The organism is Chitinophaga deserti (assembly GCF_003149455.1).
Lineage (GTDB): Bacteria > Bacteroidota > Bacteroidia > Chitinophagales > Chitinophagaceae > Chitinophaga > Chitinophaga deserti.
This window is the reverse complement of sequence record NZ_QFFK01000002.1, coordinates 149,695-165,704: the sequence shown is the minus strand read 5'-3', so window position 1 is coordinate 165,704 and position 16,010 is coordinate 149,695. Positions and strand designations below refer to the sequence as shown.

The 16,010-nt window shown below is 48.3% G+C and carries 17 protein-coding genes; 9 read left to right on the top strand and 8 right to left on the bottom strand.

Features of this window, described 5'->3' with window-relative positions; genetic code table 11:
* Window positions 1-191 precede the first annotated feature (191 nt).
* Window positions 192-1,712: a serine hydrolase gene (locus tag DEV76_RS04685; protein ID WP_109695637.1), complete on the top strand. Its 1,521-nt coding sequence runs from the start codon at window positions 192-194 to the stop codon at window positions 1,710-1,712.
* On the opposite strand, the gene DEV76_RS04680 is transcribed toward DEV76_RS04685, so the two are convergent.
* Together DEV76_RS04680 and DEV76_RS04675 are read right to left on the bottom strand one after the other, a co-directional pair.
* Window positions 1,709-2,095 (bottom strand): acyl-CoA thioesterase, encoded by a 387-nt coding sequence (locus DEV76_RS04680; protein ID WP_109695635.1) that lies wholly within the window; start codon window positions 2,093-2,095, stop codon window positions 1,709-1,711. The genes DEV76_RS04685 and DEV76_RS04680 overlap by 4 nt on opposite strands.
* A 5-nt stretch (window positions 2,096-2,100) precedes the next feature.
* Window positions 2,101-2,994, bottom strand: coding sequence for an SAM hydrolase/SAM-dependent halogenase family protein (locus DEV76_RS04675; RefSeq protein WP_109695633.1), 894 nt, complete (start codon window positions 2,992-2,994; stop codon window positions 2,101-2,103).
* 737 nt (window positions 2,995-3,731) lie between these two features.
* Here DEV76_RS04675 and DEV76_RS04670 point away from each other — a divergent pair.
* Window positions 3,732-4,217, top strand: a complete 486-nt coding sequence (locus tag DEV76_RS04670) for a hypothetical protein (protein ID WP_109695631.1) — start codon at window positions 3,732-3,734, stop codon at window positions 4,215-4,217.
* On the opposite strand, the gene DEV76_RS04665 is transcribed toward DEV76_RS04670, so the two are convergent.
* Both DEV76_RS04665 and DEV76_RS04660 read right to left on the bottom strand, forming a co-directional pair.
* Window positions 4,214-4,849 carry a MarC family protein gene (locus tag DEV76_RS04665; RefSeq protein ID WP_109695629.1) on the bottom strand — a complete coding sequence of 212 codons (636 nt, stop codon included), beginning with the start codon at window positions 4,847-4,849 and terminating at the stop codon, window positions 4,214-4,216. The genes DEV76_RS04670 and DEV76_RS04665 overlap by 4 nt on opposite strands.
* Entirely contained in the window at window positions 4,846-6,159 is a 1,314-nt protein-coding gene (locus tag DEV76_RS04660; protein WP_109695627.1) for an APC family permease, read from the bottom strand. The genes DEV76_RS04665 and DEV76_RS04660 overlap by 4 nt, the downstream gene beginning before the upstream one ends.
* A gap of 136 nt (window positions 6,160-6,295) precedes the next feature.
* Here DEV76_RS04660 and aspA point away from each other — a divergent pair, with 136 nt between their 5' ends.
* The 5 genes from aspA to DEV76_RS04635 all read left to right on the top strand — a co-directional run bounded on the left by aspA (window position 6,296) and on the right by DEV76_RS04635 (window position 11,961).
* Entirely contained in the window at window positions 6,296-7,702 is a 1,407-nt protein-coding gene (gene aspA, locus DEV76_RS04655) for an aspartate ammonia-lyase (protein WP_198651940.1), read from the top strand.
* A 13-nt stretch (window positions 7,703-7,715) separates the two neighbouring features.
* On the top strand, window positions 7,716-8,777 hold the full coding sequence (locus DEV76_RS04650; RefSeq protein WP_109695625.1) for a type II asparaginase: 1,062 nt from the start codon (window positions 7,716-7,718) through the stop codon (window positions 8,775-8,777).
* Between the two features lie 39 nt (window positions 8,778-8,816).
* Window positions 8,817-10,157, top strand: coding sequence for an anaerobic C4-dicarboxylate transporter family protein (locus tag DEV76_RS04645; RefSeq protein ID WP_109695624.1), 1,341 nt, complete (start codon window positions 8,817-8,819; stop codon window positions 10,155-10,157).
* Between the two features lie 18 nt (window positions 10,158-10,175).
* Window positions 10,176-11,369 carry a porin gene (locus DEV76_RS04640; protein ID WP_109695622.1) on the top strand — a complete coding sequence of 398 codons (1,194 nt, stop codon included), beginning with the start codon at window positions 10,176-10,178 and terminating at the stop codon, window positions 11,367-11,369.
* A gap of 103 nt (window positions 11,370-11,472) precedes the next feature.
* Window positions 11,473-11,961, top strand: a complete 489-nt coding sequence (locus tag DEV76_RS04635; RefSeq protein WP_109695620.1) for a VOC family protein — start codon at window positions 11,473-11,475, stop codon at window positions 11,959-11,961.
* A 1-nt stretch (window position 11,962) separates the two neighbouring features.
* On the opposite strand, the gene DEV76_RS04630 is transcribed toward DEV76_RS04635, so the two are convergent.
* The 3 genes from DEV76_RS04630 to DEV76_RS04620 are packed head-to-tail and all read right to left on the bottom strand — an operon-like array spanning window position 11,963 to window position 14,354.
* Window positions 11,963-12,418 (bottom strand): low affinity iron permease family protein, encoded by a 456-nt coding sequence (locus DEV76_RS04630; RefSeq protein ID WP_109695618.1) that lies wholly within the window; start codon window positions 12,416-12,418, stop codon window positions 11,963-11,965.
* A gap of 10 nt (window positions 12,419-12,428) precedes the next feature.
* Window positions 12,429-13,898 (bottom strand): sigma-54-dependent transcriptional regulator, encoded by a 1,470-nt coding sequence (locus tag DEV76_RS04625; protein WP_109695616.1) that lies wholly within the window; start codon window positions 13,896-13,898, stop codon window positions 12,429-12,431.
* A 33-nt stretch (window positions 13,899-13,931) separates the two neighbouring features.
* Window positions 13,932-14,354, bottom strand: coding sequence for a response regulator transcription factor (locus DEV76_RS04620; protein ID WP_109695614.1), 423 nt, complete (start codon window positions 14,352-14,354; stop codon window positions 13,932-13,934).
* A 243-nt stretch (window positions 14,355-14,597) separates the two neighbouring features.
* Between DEV76_RS04620 and DEV76_RS04615 the strand changes: the two genes are divergently transcribed.
* Entirely contained in the window at window positions 14,598-14,783 is a 186-nt protein-coding gene (locus tag DEV76_RS04615; protein WP_109695612.1) for a CsbD family protein, read from the top strand.
* A 292-nt stretch (window positions 14,784-15,075) separates the two neighbouring features.
* On the opposite strand, the gene DEV76_RS04610 is transcribed toward DEV76_RS04615, so the two are convergent.
* Entirely contained in the window at window positions 15,076-15,537 is a 462-nt protein-coding gene (locus DEV76_RS04610; RefSeq protein WP_109695610.1) for a PA2169 family four-helix-bundle protein, read from the bottom strand.
* 237 nt (window positions 15,538-15,774) lie between these two features.
* Here DEV76_RS04610 and DEV76_RS04605 point away from each other — a divergent pair, with 237 nt between their 5' ends.
* Complete coding sequence (locus DEV76_RS04605; protein ID WP_109695608.1) at window positions 15,775-15,927, top strand: lmo0937 family membrane protein; 153 nt, start codon at window positions 15,775-15,777, stop codon at window positions 15,925-15,927.
* Window positions 15,928-16,010: the final 83 nt, after the last annotated feature.

Here is a 16,010-nt window from a genome sequence, read left to right as displayed (position 1 = left end):
AATTGACATATCATTTTTTCCTGCAACCTGTATCTTTTACCCTTCCGGATCGTCTTAGGAGTACAAAACGTGAAGATTTCAATTTGCGTATTTTCGCGAAAAATTGAGAATCGGGTGATTTGACCCTATTTACATATAGAAATTGCTTTTCTGTGTGACAGAATTGCAGTGAACACCGCAAACAAGAAAACATGAAACACTTCTTATCCCTAATCTTCTCGGTCCTGGTTTTAGAGGCGGCCGGCCAGCAGCGAACAGAAACTTTTCTGCGAGACAGTCTTGACAACTACATAATTAAAGCCATGGAGGAATGGAAGATCCCCGGTGTGTCGGTGGCTGTTGTGAAGGATGGTAAAACGGTTTTAATGAAGGCTTACGGGGTCAGGGAAATGGGTAAACCGGAGAAAGTGGATACCAATACCATGTTCATGATCGGCTCCAATTCCAAGGCATTTACCGCCACGGCACTGGCGCAGCTGCAGGCTGATGGTAATCTCCAACTGGATGATCCTGTTCGGAAATACCTTCCACAGTTCAAATTGCACGATGCCTGGGTTGCAGAACATGCAATAATCCGCGACCTGCTCTCCCACCGGCTCGGTTTCCACACCTTTCAGGGAGATTTCATGTTTTTTGATACCGACCTTACCTCTGCGCAGGTACTCGAAAAGCTGGGCCGCCTCGAACCGTCTTTCGGATTCAGAACTACCTGGGGCTATTGTAATGCAGGCTTCCTTGCAGCGGGTGAGATCATTCCCCGGGTAACGGGCAAAACATGGGCGGAGTTTTTGAAAGAGCGGATATTCGAACCATTAGGGATGCGCAATACCATCGCCCTCTCGGCCGATATTCCAAAAGTGAAGAACATTGCGGCGGCGCATTCCGTATTTCTCGGTGAGCTGAGGAAAGTACCCTATGGTATGATCGATAATCTGGCACCCGCAGGGAGCATCGGCTCTTCAGTAGCCGATATGACGCATTGGGTGAAGGCGCTCCTCTCTAACGGATATTACGAAGGGAAGGAAATACTCTCTAAAGACGCAATTGCAGAAACCCGTTTGCCGCATTCGAGCCTTGGGGAATGGGGGCATCCCTTCAACCGCAGGCAGTTCAGCCTGTATGGCCTTGGCTGGTTTACCTTTTCGTATGATGGCCGCCTGATCGTAGAGCACCAGGGCGGCGTCAACGGTTTCGTTACCGCGGTTCGCCTGCTGCCGGAAGAGAACCTCGGTATTGTGGTACTCACCAACACGGAAAGCAACAATTTCTATAACGACCTCACCAACGAGCTCACCGATGTCTTCCTCCAGCTCCCTTTCCGCAATTACACCAGCGCCTCGCTCAGCGACGACAGGGAAAACACACAGCACATTAAGGCGAGTCTGGAAAAGATAAATAAAGAGATCGCCGCCAAACCGAAATTACCGGTACCGCTTACCGCATTCGCAGGTAACTACGAACATCCGGTATATGGTAAGATGAGCATCCGGCTGGAAAAAGATACCTTGAAGATGCGCTTCGAACATCACCGTTCTCTGATTGGCACACTGCTCCCTCATAAAACAGACCAGTTCGTGTGTTTCTATAACATTCCGATGTACGGTATCAAGGAAACGTCTTTTACCATTGAGAAAGATAAAGTAGCCTCGGTTACTGTTCGGGTGGCCGGGTTCGTGGAAAGTACGCCTTATGTATTCCGTAAGCTGAATTAGGCTTCCAGTGGAACGGGGCGCTTGTACTCATCGATCGCTACGAAGGTGAAGCTGCCGCTGATGGCGCGGTATCTTTCATCGGAGTACATTTCTTCCACAAATATCTCCACCAATACCTGAAGACTGGTATTGCCGGTGCTTACCACGCGGCCGATCAGTTCCACGATCGTACCGGCGGGGATGGGCTTTTTAAAATCGATCTTGTCGGAAGATACGGTTACCATTCGCTTGCGTGCGTAACGGGTAGCGGTGATGAAGGCTACTTCGTCCATCAGTTGCATGGCTGTGCCGCCGAAGAGTGTGTCGTAATGGTTGGTGGTGTTGGGAAATACGGCTTTAAAGATGCGCGTTTCCGATTGCTGTATTTTTAATTCGTTTGTCATTCCGGTTATTTAAATTTCTCTATTTCTACCCTCCATCCCGGCCCGCTCCCAATCTGGTATTTACCGGAAAAGCTGTCTTCATTTACGGCAAACGAAAGCTGCATAAGACTATTGTAGTATGCCAGCGCGAATCCGGGCTGTACCGCAGAAAAAGTAGTGACGAAGGGTATTACACTCTGGTGTTTAAAAAGGTTTTCGTGGTAGATGGAAATCTTAATACGATCGCCGTAGCGAATGCCTAAAGCAGCGAGTTCTTTTTCTCCGATGTTGGTCCATACGTTTCCATACTGAACATCGAGGATGGGAATGTTGCCGGATGCTTTGTTATTGCTAACCTGCGCCTTCTTATAAGGTATGGCAACCACGGCACCGGTCAGGAGCGGACCTACGGAGTCGAAAGGTATTTTACCTGCTGCAAGGCGGGCACCTGTATAGGCATAAACATCGCGGCCGTGAAAAGTATAGGAGTTTCCGGAGCCGGGCAGCCGGTTTCGCGACTCATCTATTTCGCGCAGTGCTTCGATGCCGAGATGCTCCGCAACAAGTGTGAGCGTACCATTGTCGGGAGTAACGAAATAGTGCCCGCTTTTGGTGAGCAGTACCACTGATTTGCGATTGGACCCCACTCCGGGATCGATTACGGAAACAAATACGGTTCCTGCCGGCCAGTAGGTTGCAGTCTGATAAAGGCGGTAGGCTGCTTCCCAGATGTTGTAAGGGGGGATTTCGTGTGTGAGATCGAATACCGGCATAGCGGGAGACACGCCGAATGCCACACCTTTCATAGCGGCCACGGCGCCATCTTTCGTGCCAAAATCGGTTTGTAATACCAATGCACGCTGTGCTGTAACAAAGGCGGGCAGCAGTATGGCTATCAACAGGAAGGCGGTCCGTTTCATGCCTGAAAAGTACGGATAGTTTGTGAATAAGGAGGGGGCGCAGGAGGCTACGTACTTTTACTTTTTCTGATGAACGGAAAATCCGGATCGGCCGCGTTAACGTTAATAATTGCACGTGCGTAAAGTGTAAAGAAACAGGCCTGGCAGTAAATAGTCCTGACATGGATGGCTGTTAACAGTACCCCATCTTCCTTTTGGGTACATCTTCAGTTGGAGTTTTCAGGATTGATAATCATTGAATAACGGGTCCTGGCAAAAATATGCCCCTGGGGTGAATGATTGCCAAATACAGAAGTGTAATTGGACTAATATATTGCATGTCAAAAGATTGCGTTGAACTGAACTCCTGCAACCCCTGGAATTCTTCTATTTCAAGGTATTATTTTAACTAGTCAGGAAGCGTGGTGGCATTTTTTAGTTAATTAACGATTCACACGAAAATGGTAAAATTGGGCGTATTGAGCTAGTTACGATGATTTATACTTATTTTCGTAGTCATCGATTTTTAAGTGCCGTCCTCCAGCGGACGGCCGATTAACTGGTAAGATGCATTCGCCCTATTGAGAAAAGTGGATTTTCAGATTTGAAAGTTTCGAAAAAAAACAAAGCCGTCCCTGTAATTGTTCTTACATGATTAATCGCGGGGAAACCTCCGGTTTATGCAGATGTGGCAAGGTTTAACGGCAGACATGGGAGTGAGATTTCTCCAGCGCTAAAACGTTTTTATATTCCATCCAATGGATATCAGGAATTATATAGATAATGGAATGGTTGAAAGTTACGTACTCGGACTTTCTTCTCCCGACGAAAACGCGGAGATGAGGAAGCTTTTGCGCGAGTATCCGGAACTGGAAACTGAAAGGGATGAAGTGGAGCGCATCATTCACAAACTGCTGAACGAAGAAGCGGTGCAACCTCCTGTTGCCCTTCGTTCCCGCGCTCTTCAGCCATTAGACTGGGCTGATACCAATGCAGAAAAGGAGGAGAAAAAACCGAACTATACTTTCATCAATATAGCGCCCAACCAGAACCAGTATATCACGGTACACCGTGTCTGGAAATGGATCTTCATTGCGTCGTTCCTTTTATTCAAAGCCTTTCTCTTCTTAGCCATCTTCTTTTACTTTAAATACCGCCAGGTGGAAGACCGGCAGCAGGAGCGGGAAAAGATCCGCCTGGAGCAACAGCAGCAAAGCCGTGCTGCACAAACGGTACTTATTTAGCGGCCTCCGATCCGGATGCCTTCATTGATACCTTCCAGTAACATCTGCACACCTAGTACAGCCAGAATGAGTCCCATCATTTTGGTGATCACCATCATGGTATTATTCCCCAATATTCTTACGATATGTCCGCCCGATAAAAAGAGCAGGTACGCGATATAGCACAACAACCCATATACTCCGATCACGATGAGCGTATGCATGGTATTGGTTGATGCAGCGTAGTTCATGGCGGTAGTAATGGTGCCGGGGCCAGCCATGAGGGGCATGGCCAGTGGGGTAACCGCCACAGAGATCCCCGGGTCGCCTTCTTTAGTATCGATTCTTTTCTCGGGATGCGGTTTTTCTTCCAGGATCATCCTGTAGCCGATCACAAAAAGTAACACTCCCCCTGTAATGCGGAGTGCGGGAAGTGAAATATTGAGCAGCCGGAAAATAGTATTGCCGGCGATACTGAAAATGACAATGATAATAAACGCTACCAGAACGGATTTGAACGCAATCTGCTTGCGCTGTGCCGGTGTCATGTAATCCGTGAGATCAAGGAACACTGGCACATTGGCTATAGGATTAACGATTGAGAAGAACCCCATAAAAACTGCTGCCGCGAATCCGAGATAGCTACCTGTCATTTTACCTCTTTTTTAGGATAAGCGATATTGGGCTTCACTTTCCGTCCGGTGGTTTTACGAATAATCCATTCAGCCACAAAAGAGAAAACGAGGAATAGCGCGGTTACCAGCAATTGCATAGGCGCACTGGCAGCATCCACGATTATTACGAGAACTACCGTTCCGCAGCTCACAATGGCCGCCAGCCAGGCGATCCAGGGTTTGGCCTTCGTTTCTTTCAGTACCCGGAGGTGCCCGATGTTAACGGCACTGTAGCAGAGCAGCATGGCCATACCGCCAAGCGATGCGATGACGGATAAATCAAATAGCATAATTAGTGCGATGATACAAACGCCTGTTATGGCAAGTCCTTCGGTACCCCTTCCCCAGAGGTGCTTTTCGAAGGTTTTGGGCAGCGTACCGTAAGCGGCCATTACATAGGCATTATTTCCTGTAGAGAAAAGGTTGGCATTAATTGCAGTGATACTTGATACCAATGCGGCGACAGACACGATCACGAAACCGGTATTTCCCAGCATGGGACGGGCCGCTTCCGCCAAGGCGGTTTCTTTGGCGGCCACTACCTGGCCGGCTGTAAGATTGCCGAATACGACAATGGCCAGTACAATGTATACGCAGGTGACCAGGAGAATAGTAGTCATGATCGCTCTGGGCAATGTTTTCTCAGGGTTTTGAATATGTTCCACAGCACCGTTGATTACATTGAATCCTGTATAGGCAAAGAAGGTGACGGCCACGCTGCTCAGAATGCTCCCAGGTGGTAAGGGATCGGGGAATACCAGGTTTTCCGGCCGGATGGTATAAAAGCCCAGAATAGCGAAGCCAAACAATACAGTGAGCTTTATGGCCACGAAGATTTTCTCCACCCTGGCGAATGCCGAAATACTGATGAAGTTGAGGACTACCAGCGCAGCCACGATACCTGCGGCAGTGAGGTTCTGTACCCAGCCCGATCCGCCATGCCCCATCAGTACGGCTGCATAAGCTCCGAATGATTTAGCCACCACGGCCGATAGTACAATCATACTAACATAATAAAATATACCCATGCCGCCGGAGTACAGATTAACACCATAGGCCTGTACCAGGTATTCGAGTACCCCGCCATTCGATGGGTAGCGGGCACCAAGCCTTGCAAATGAATAACCGCAAAGTATGGTAATACCGCCTGCGATAAGGAACGATAGCCAGGTAGCAGAACCCACAATGGCGCCGGTTTGACCCAGCAAAGCGAATATGCCTGCGCCGATCATGGCGCCGATCCCCATGGATATGGCGGCGGAGAGGGAGAGATGACCCGTCTTACTCATATTGCCGGTTTAAGGTTGGATGTACTTATGTAATGCGGAACGTTCCAAATTGTTCATTCTCCGGTCTTAAACAAATTCTGCCGCAGCACTGTTTTAATGAAAATGAATTTTGCACAACACCCTCAATCCCTCTATTATGGCACAACGCAGAGAACATGACTTCCTGGGCGAACGTGAGATCCCGTCCGATGTTTATTATGGAATCCAAACGCTCAGGGCAATCGAGAATTTTCATATTACCGGTATCCCGCTGAATACTGAGCCGCTTTTTGTTCAGGCACTCGCTTATGTTAAGAAGGGCGCTGCAATCGCAAATGCTGAACTGGGCGCGCTGGATAAAAATATTGCTGACTTCATTGGTAAGGCCAGTGACAGGGTGGCCAGCGGAGAATTCAATTCCCAGTTCATCACCGACCTTATACAGGGCGGTGCCGGCACCAGTGTGAACATGAATGCCAATGAAGTGATCGCCAATGTGGCGCTCGAAATGATGGGTAAACAGAAAGGCGATTACGAGTTTTGTCACCCCAATAATCATGTGAATTGCTCACAATCCACCAACGACGCATACCCTACCGCTTTCCGGATTGCATTGATCAATAAACTGTCGTCGTATAAACAAAGCCTCGCAGCCCTGGCAGATTCCTTTGATAAGAAAGGGGAAGAATTCAGGCAGGTACTTAAAATGGGCCGCACACAACTGCAGGATGCCGTACCCATGAGTATGGGCGACGAGTTCAGGGCATTTGCTACAAATATCCGTGAAGAGCTGGCGCGTGTGGAAGAGAGCAAGCGCCTCATTTCTGAAATCAATATGGGCGCCACGGCCATTGGTACCGGCGTAAATGCTCCCGAAGGCTATGCGGAACTGGTAACAAAGCATCTCGCTAAGATTACCGGTCTCGACCTCGTGCTGGCGGGCGATCTCATAGAAGCTACTTATGATACCGGCGCCTATGTACAATTATCAGGCGTGCTGAAGCGTACGGCAGTTAAGATATCCAAAATATGTAATGATCTACGCCTACTTTCTTCGGGTCCGCGCTGCGGCCTCAACGAGATCAACCTGCCCCCTATGCAGCCCGGCTCATCGATCATGCCCGGGAAAGTGAATCCGGTAATTCCGGAAGTAGTGAACCAGACGGCGTTTTATGTGATCGGGGCAGATCTTACGCTGACCATGGCGGCTGAAGCAGGACAGCTGCAACTGAATGTAATGGAGCCAGCCATCGGCTTTGCACTTTTCACATCCATTACTTACATGACAAACGCATGCAATACACTCCGTGAGAAGTGTGTAGACGGTATCACTGCCAATGCGAAGCACACCCAGGAAATGGTGATGCAAAGCATCGGCATCGTAACACAGCTCAACCCGATCATCGGCTATGAACAATCTGCAAGCATAGCACGCGAAGCGCTGGAAACAGGGAAGTCTGTACATGATATCGCCGTAAAGGAAAAGAAGCTGGTAACGCAGGAGAAATGGGACGAGATATTTCAGTTCGAGAATCTGATACGACCAAAATTCATTAACAGTTAATGAGATTGTGCTTATGAAAAAACTATTATTCCTATTGCTGGCAAGCACCTGCTGGATGTTAAACCCTGCCCGCGGCCAGAGCGCCCGCCTCCCCAATATTGTAATACTGGCAACAGGCGGAACGATTGCCGGGGCAGGAGAATCCAGCGTAGGAACTGCATACACAGCGGGAAAGCTGCCGATCGATGATCTACTGAATGCAGTACCCGAAGCCAGAAAGATTGCAAATTTGCGGGGTGAACAGGTGGCCAGCGTAGGCAGTCAGGCTATGCACGACAGTGTATGGCTGAAACTTGCCAATCGCATCAATGAACTGGGAAAACGTGATGATGTGGACGGGATTGTAATTACCCATGGTACCGACACGGAAGGGGAAACCGGCTTTTTCCTTCAGCTGACAGTTAAAACCACAAAGCCCGTAGTGCTGGTGGGAGCAATGCGGTCCGCAACGGCTCTTTCCGCCGACGGGCCGCTGAACCTTTACAACGGCATCGTTGTAGCGGCCAATAAGGCCTCTGCAGACCGTGGGGTACTCGTGGCCATGAACGATTTCATCTTCTCCGCCCGCGACGTTACCAAAACCAACACCACCAATGTGGCTACGTTTCAGGCTCCCAATACCGGTCCGCTGGGCGTGGTAATGGATGGAAAAGTGGAGTTCTACCACCGCATCATCCGCAAGCATACAAATCAGACCGAATTTGATGTCACCAACGTAAAAACTTTACCAAAAGTAGATATCTTGTACGGGTACGCGAATACGAATCCTGTGCTGGTAGATGCACTGGTGAAAGATCATGTGCAGGGCATCGTGATAGCCGGGGTAGGTAATGGCAACCTGTACCCAACGGTAGAAGCTAAGGTGAAGGAAATCACGCGTAAGGGTGTGATGGTAGTGCGCTCCTCCCGTACCGGAAGTGGCCGTGTGCTGATGAACGCAGAAACAGACGATGCTGCGCTGGGCACCATTGCTGCCGATGATCTCAATCCCCAGAAAGCGCGCATATTGCTGCAGCTGGCATTACTGAAAACGAAAGACCCGAAGAAGATCCAGGAAATGTTTTTCGAATACTAGTCAATCCTCTCCCTTTATACATCAACGTAAAACGAAAACATGATCTGGATTCAATTTGCCATTCTCCTTGTAGCCATTCTCATAGGCGCCCGTATGAAAGGCATAGGCCTGGGTGTGATGGGTATGGTGGCACTGGCCGTTTACCTCTTCGTATTCCGCATGCGGCCTGCTGAGCCGCCCATCGATGTAATGCTCATTATTCTTGCCGTGGTATCTACCGCTGCCACCATGCAGGCGGCAGGCGGGATGGATTATCTCGTGCGGATCGCCGAAAAGATCCTCCGCAGCAAACCATCCATGATTACATTGCTGGGGCCGCTGGTAACCTTTTTCTTTACCGTGTTTGCAGGAACGGCGCACATCACTTATTCACTCCTGCCGATCATTTCGGAAGTAGCCACTAAAAAGCGCATCCGGCCCGAAAGGCCCCTCAGTATATCAGTGGTAGCCTCGCATCTGGGGATCACTGCCAGCCCGATTTCTGCTGCTACGGCTGCTATGATCACCATACTTGCCGGTCAGATTGAAATGGTTCAAATCCTGAAGGTCTGTATCCCCGCGTGTCTGGTTGGTATCCTTGCAGGTGTGGCGGTAGTTTGGAAGAAAGGTAAAGAGCTGGAGAATGACCCTGTGTTTTTAGAGAAAATGAAAGATCCGGAGTTTGCCCGTGAGCTCGACGAACATTCGGCTTCTGATAATTCGCCCCTGAAACCCGGGGCAAAGATTTCCGTTATCATCTTTGGCATTGCGGTGCTCCTGATCGTGCTGGTAGGCGCCTTCCCCGGAATGCTCCCAACGTTTCAGCCCGGATCCCCCAATCTTTCCGTAAATGCTAACGGCACCATCAAAATGGCCGCAGTGATTGAACTGGTGATGCTGGCTGCTGCAGCTTTGATGCTTTTGTTCACCAAAACCGATACTTCTGATGTAGCCAAGGCCAGCCTGTTTACCGCAGGGGCTCAGGCAGTGGTTTCTATATTCGGGGTAGTGTGGATGAGTGCCACTTTTATGGAAGCCAATACCGTAGCCATAGAAGGCGCTCTGGGAGATATGGTGAAAGCTGCGCCATGGACCTTCGCAATCGCGTTATTCATCCTGAGCATGCTCTTATTCAGCCAGGCTGCCACCACCAAGGCACTCATGCCATTGGGTGTGTTGTTGGGAATCGCACCACAGAACCTGGTGGCCATGTTCCCTGCAACAAACGGCGATTTCGTTTTACCGGGCTACCCTACACTGCTCGCAGCCATCAACTTCGATCGTACCGGAAGTACCCATATCGGTAAATATCTCATCAATCATAGTTTTATGATACCGGGGCTTGTTGCCGTTTCGGGGAGCGTAGCCGCGGGGTTCCTGTTTGCCCACCTATTCTGGTAGAACCCTAAATTTTCTTGTATGAGAAAGTGCAGTACTCTCCTGTGGTTGTTACTGACATTTCCCGCCGCGTTACTGGCGCAGACGCATGAGCGGCAGACGGACGATTCCGCTGTGCTCAACCAGCCACTGATACCTGTCAGTAAGCAAACACTGCTGTCTAATATCGATGTGATCGCAAACATGCAGATGTCGTTCCAGAACGAATTCGATGAAGGAACCTATCAGCGTTCCCGCTTCGTAATGAACCAGTTCAGGCTCGAGATCCGGGGGAAAGTACATGATAAAGTGTACTTCCGCTTCCGCGACAGGTACACCCGGGGCGTTGTTCCGCAATCGATCGATAATATCAGCCGGAGTACCGACCTGGCATTTCTGCGCTTCGACCCTAATGAAAGCTGGAGTATTTATGCAGGTAAACTGTGTGCAGACTGGGGAGGCTTTGAGTTTGACGCCAACCCTATTGAGAATTACGAGTATTCTGATATCATCGAATACGCAGATAATTTCCTTGTAGGCGCCGGAGTTTCTTACATGTTGCCCGATAAGGAGAACCAGTTTACCCTGCAGGTGCTGAACAGCCGTACCGCCAGCTTCCATGAGCTGTATGATACAACGGCATTGCCGGGGATCAGGGAGGCAAGATTCCCTTTTGCGGGAGTTTTTAACTGGCGGGGTAATTTTGGGAAATTCAGCACTTTGTGGTCGTATTCCCTGTTTCGTGAAGCGGATAGTGAATACATGAATTACCTGGCGTTGGGCAACCAGTTCAAAACCGGTATGTTTCAGATCCAGTACGATTTCAAATGGAGCCGCGAATCGCTGGACCGCAAAGGCATCATATCCGGGTTTACCGATAACGTTGGTATTAAAACAGCCAGGCGTGCCCGATATATGAGCCATTGGGTAAGGCTGGACTGGCATCTTTCCGGTAAGGTTAACCTCTTTTTCGTGGGAATGATGGATGATGCATACTGGAAGCCCGGAGGTACAAATCTGCCTGCAAATAACAGTACCAATAAGCTGCGCACGGCATGGGGATATATTCCCGGAGTGGAAGTGTATCCATTTAAAAACCTGAATCTCAAAGTATTCGGGACATTTATCGGTAGAATGTATGTGTATACAGACTATGCCAAATCGAATCTCGGTATGGCAAACACGGATAATTACCGTGCATCTATAGGCATAATCAGCCCTTTGGTCATCTTATAATGTACAAAGCGGATCCTGAGCGCTGGCGGCATATCAGCGGACAAACACAAGCCGTTTGCAGGAGGGATCCGTTTATCTTTGTGCTAAAACGAACCAGCTTTACATGAGTTATACCGTACCAGCGGCCACTACCATAGGCCATGTGCATCTGAAGGTTTCTGACCTTCAGCGTTCCCTCGATTTTTATTGCGGATTACTGGGTTTTGAACTGATGACGAAGTTTGGCGACCAGGCAGCTTTCATTTCTGCCGGCGGCTATCATCATCACATTGGTCTGAACACCTGGCATAGCAAAGGCATGCCGCCCGCTCCGGAGAATGCTGCGGGTCTTTATCACGTTGCAATCCTGTATCCTACACGTAAGGATCTGGCTGAGATCTATAAAAGGCTCACCGCAGCCGGGGTTGCATTTACCGGTTTTGCGGATCATGGCGTTTCTGAAGCCCTGTATCTTAACGATCCGGATCAGAACGGACTGGAATTATATTGGGACCGGCCACGCGAACAATGGCCCAAAGATGAAAACGGAGATTTTACTATGTACACGCATCGCCTCAACATCAGTGATCTGCTGCAGGAACTGAACCGCTAGTTTAGACTTGTTTCAGCTTGCCTTTACTATTCTCGATAGCCTCCTCAATGGAATGAGATTTCCGGATATCGAGGTGGATCTTTGTGTCCTCCGCCAGCTTGGTATAAAAAGTATGCAGTGTATTAAGTTCCTGTTCTGATAATTCCTCAATATCGATGAGGCGGTTACTGGCAGTTTTGGTACAGGCGATCAACTCATTGAGTTTCAGCTGAATGGATTTGGAGTCTTTATTCTGGGTTTTCTGAATAATGAAAACCATGAGAAAGGTTATGATAGTGGTACCTGTGTTAATGACAAGCTGCCAGGTGTCGGAAAACCCGAAAAGCGGGCCTGTTATAGCCCATACCAGGATCACGAGAAATGCAATAACGAACGCCCAGGGGCTGCCGGTAGCGGAAACAGCTTTGCCGGCAAATCTTTCAAATGCCGGCACTTTTTTGACTTCCTTTTTGTCCATACAGTAACGATTAGTAATTAATGTTCAGCAGGCGCAGTTTATTATAGAGGGTTTTACGGTCTATATTCAGAAGTTGGGCTGCTTTAGTCTTGTTATACTTCACTTCCTTGAGCACATTGATAATCTTATTATACTCTGCTTTAAGGGCAACGGATTTCAGATCATTGTCATCCAGCTGGGGGAGGTTAGGCATATCTGTCTGATCTTCAGCTATCCCGTCAGTGGAAATGGCAGATGCCGGTTGGCGGAGCATTTTCCCTGCTTTCATTTCGAGGGGAAGGGCAGCCATGGAGATCTCCTTGCCGGCTGGCGTCAGGAGGCTGGCGCGGCGGATCACGTTTTTCAGTTCGCGTATATTGCCAGGCCAGTCGTAGTTCTTGAAGCATTCCCATACTTCAGGGCTAAGTGCGGCTTCGGGTTTGTTGAGTTCCTTGCCAGACTGTGCGAGGAAGGCACCCACGAAAGACTGCAAATCGTCACCCCGGTCGCGCAGCGGCGGGATATGGATGGTGAATTCATTGAAACGGTGGAAAAGATCTTCCCGGAACTTGCCTTTCTGCACGGCTTCGAACAGGTTTTCGTTGGAAGCTACGATCAACCGCACATCTACACCGATTTCTTTCATACTGCCTACCCGGCGGATCTGTTTTTCCTGTATTACGCGGAGCAGGGCTACCTGAACATCATATGGGAGATTGGCAATTTCATCAAGGAATATGGTGCCTCCATGGGCCTGTTCGAATGCGCCGATTTTAGTACCGATAGCACCGGTGAAAGAGCCTTTTTCGTGACCGAACAGTTCGCTGGCTGCCAGTTCACGGGAGAGTGCGCCGCAATCGATGGGTACGAAAGGCTGGCTTTTACGGCTGCTGTGATCGTGAATCAGGTGAGCCACTGATTCTTTACCGGTACCCGTTTCTCCGAAAATAATAACACTATAGTCGGTAGGCGCCACAAGGGTCAGTTCACGGATCAGTTGACGGGAAGGTTCACTTTCACCATAAACATACTGGTCACCGTTTTGGGTGCCCCCAGAAGGCTGTGGGCGGTAAGCGGGTTGCACAGTCTCGGCAGAAGCTTCGGCGGCAGGTGCTGCTGCCGGTTTAATAGTGGCTGTTCCCGGGTGCTCCAGCGCCTTGTGGACAAGGGCCAGGATCTCATCCGGATATAAAGGTTTGGAAATATAGTCGTACGCGCCGTTTTTAACCATATCTACTGCTATCCGCACGTCAGAATAACCTGTAATAATGATTACAACAGTTTGCGGGCTTAGCGTACGGATGTCGCTGAGCAGTTGCGCACCGTCGGTATCTTTCAGGCGGTAATCGCAGAGTATCAGGTCGTAAGGAGTTTCTTTCAGCATTTTCAGGGCTTGTGCGCCTGTCATGGTACTGTCTGTCTTAAAGCCATGCTTGCTCAGGAATTTGCTAAGCAGGGTACAAATGTTTATTTCATCATCAACAATGAGGATTCGCTTCATAATGAATATGTTGGACGGATGTTAAATTTACTACTAATTATGCATATGCGGAATCACACCGTTTTTCTTCATATTAAACAGGATGTCTGTCAATTCGCCAACATTAAAAGGCTTAGGTAGAAAATGTGCCGCACCCGAAGTCAGGGCTTTTTGTTTTTCCATGCCATTGTCATAAGCACTAATGGATATCACAGGTAAATCAGGATACTCCGCCTTTATCTGAGGCAGAATGTCGAGCCCCGAACCATCGGGTAAATGTATGTCGAGGAACAGAATATCAGGCTTCTGTTGCCGGAGAAACTGTAAGCCGTCTTTCAACGCATGTACATACTTCACTTTAAATCCGTGTTTTGTCAGGCTTAGCTGTAAAAGTTGACAAATATCCGGTTCGTCGTCTATTATTAATATCAAATCTCCCATGGCTCCGATTTTAAATACCGGAAAAACGCTTGCCATTCTTACGTTTCGACCGGATGTTATTGTCTTTTATATTCTTTAATGCTGCAAACTGTTTGCCGGATCATTTTACCTGTTCCAACAAGCATGTCTGTGGAAATTCCTCCACGAAAATTAATTCAATTTTCCCCAAAATGGCCATCAATCCGATCATTTTCTGTGCCTTGCCGCCGGTCTGGCCGGTGGTATAGTAATTGTTCCATATTCAGCAGAGTCATTTACTTCATTATAAAAAGCTATCGTATGAATTCTTTACAGTTGAAAGGCGCCTGGAATGAAATCAAAGGCAAGTTGAAACAACAGTATGGTGATTTGACAGACGATGATCTGACTTACACCGAAGGAAAAGAAGACGAGCTGCTGGGGAAACTTCAGCAAAAACTCGGAAAAACGAAAGAAGAAGTGAAAAAGTTGATCGACGAACTATAGCACTAATTCGGATTATACTTTTATCATAGCTGTTGTTTTAGTTATTGGCAGCTTCGATTGGTTTTAAAATGCAGTTAAAGCATCATTAAAACCGTAAAGCTTGCCAGGCTGTCCTGCTCCATCTGGTGCGGGACAGCCCTTTAAAAGCAAAGATTCTTGAATTGTCATAGATTGATCCATTGTAATTTCATTCATCCCTGTTTGTACACCAAATTTTGATCATCCTGCTCATAAACGAAAAGTCCCGGCTACATCAGCCGGGACTTTCTATTTGTATCAAGAGTTTATGATACTAGCTTTTATTAACTGTTTCCAGGTCACGCAGGTGGCGTATCTGATCGTGGGAGCGGCGAAGCTGCGCGCGTTGATTAGAAATAATGAGGCGGATGTCTGCAGGCAGGAAATCTTGCTCCAGCGCCGTATTATATGACTTTTGGGCAGCATCTTCACCATATTCACAGGTGGCAAGGATTGCGCGGCGGTCACCACCTCCAAATGTAACTTTTACATCCATCCAGGTACGGTAAAGTTTCCCGGCAAATGTGGAATCGCTTTCGCGTTCTTCCCCAAGATCACGGAGATATGTATTCAGCTCAGTTGCGTTTTGCCTGCTGTCGGCTATCATCGTTTCGAAAAGTTGCTTCAGATCGCCTTCGGCGGTTTGAGTGGCAGCTTTTTCATATCCTTCTATCCGGTCGTTATTGATCTTCACGAGATCCTCTATTATGGCCGCAATTTTTGTAGCATGTTCCATGATTACTCTTTTTTGTTTATAGTGATGTAATACTAAAGTTCAGTAAGTAACATCCAAAAAGGCTGCCATGCCGGTTTTCAGGGGAGAGTGCAGATGATTTGCTGACAAGGCGCCCCTCTTGGGGAAACGCGTCTACATATATCGGGGCACAATTCTCATCCATCCGCTTCTCCCACAGTTGTTTACGCGCTGGCATGAATTTTACATCTATAATTATGAACCAAAAACAATCATGATATGAACTCCTTATTGTATCTCATCGCAGTAATACTGATTATTGGCTGGCTGCTTGGTTTCTTCGTATACTCCGCCGGTGGTCTGATTCATGCTTTATTGGTGCTGGCCATCATTGCCATTCTTATCAATATTATCCGCGGAAGGGCTGCATAAAAAATATTTAGCGCCCCACTTCAGTGAAAAGCAGGAGTAAATGGTATTACATTTCCATTTTCCCTGCTTTTTGCGTTAATTCA

Excerpts from the sequence above, each read along its gene's own strand:
- DEV76_RS04685 (WP_109695637.1), top strand. The coding sequence starts at position 192 with ATGAAACACTTCTTATCCCTAATCTTCTCGGTCCTGGTTTTAGAGGCG.
- DEV76_RS04680 (WP_109695635.1), bottom strand. The coding sequence starts at position 2,095 with ATGACAAACGAATTAAAAATACAGCAATCGGAAACGCGCATCTTTAAA.
- DEV76_RS04675 (WP_109695633.1), bottom strand. The coding sequence starts at position 2,994 with ATGAAACGGACCGCCTTCCTGTTGATAGCCATACTGCTGCCCGCCTTT.
- DEV76_RS04670 (WP_109695631.1), top strand. The coding sequence starts at position 3,732 with ATGGATATCAGGAATTATATAGATAATGGAATGGTTGAAAGTTACGTA.
- DEV76_RS04665 (WP_109695629.1), bottom strand. The coding sequence starts at position 4,849 with ATGACAGGTAGCTATCTCGGATTCGCGGCAGCAGTTTTTATGGGGTTC.
- DEV76_RS04660 (WP_109695627.1), bottom strand. The coding sequence starts at position 6,159 with ATGAGTAAGACGGGTCATCTCTCCCTCTCCGCCGCCATATCCATGGGG.
- aspA (WP_198651940.1), top strand. The coding sequence starts at position 6,296 with ATGGCACAACGCAGAGAACATGACTTCCTGGGCGAACGTGAGATCCCG.
- DEV76_RS04650 (WP_109695625.1), top strand. The coding sequence starts at position 7,716 with ATGAAAAAACTATTATTCCTATTGCTGGCAAGCACCTGCTGGATGTTA.
- DEV76_RS04645 (WP_109695624.1), top strand. The coding sequence starts at position 8,817 with ATGATCTGGATTCAATTTGCCATTCTCCTTGTAGCCATTCTCATAGGC.
- DEV76_RS04640 (WP_109695622.1), top strand. The coding sequence starts at position 10,176 with ATGAGAAAGTGCAGTACTCTCCTGTGGTTGTTACTGACATTTCCCGCC.
- DEV76_RS04635 (WP_109695620.1), top strand. The coding sequence starts at position 11,473 with ATGAGTTATACCGTACCAGCGGCCACTACCATAGGCCATGTGCATCTG.
- DEV76_RS04630 (WP_109695618.1), bottom strand. The coding sequence starts at position 12,418 with ATGGACAAAAAGGAAGTCAAAAAAGTGCCGGCATTTGAAAGATTTGCC.
- DEV76_RS04625 (WP_109695616.1), bottom strand. The coding sequence starts at position 13,898 with ATGAAGCGAATCCTCATTGTTGATGATGAAATAAACATTTGTACCCTG.
- DEV76_RS04620 (WP_109695614.1), bottom strand. The coding sequence starts at position 14,354 with ATGGCAAGCGTTTTTCCGGTATTTAAAATCGGAGCCATGGGAGATTTG.
- DEV76_RS04615 (WP_109695612.1), top strand. The coding sequence starts at position 14,598 with ATGAATTCTTTACAGTTGAAAGGCGCCTGGAATGAAATCAAAGGCAAG.
- DEV76_RS04610 (WP_109695610.1), bottom strand. The coding sequence starts at position 15,537 with ATGGAACATGCTACAAAAATTGCGGCCATAATAGAGGATCTCGTGAAG.
- DEV76_RS04605 (WP_109695608.1), top strand. The coding sequence starts at position 15,775 with ATGAACTCCTTATTGTATCTCATCGCAGTAATACTGATTATTGGCTGG.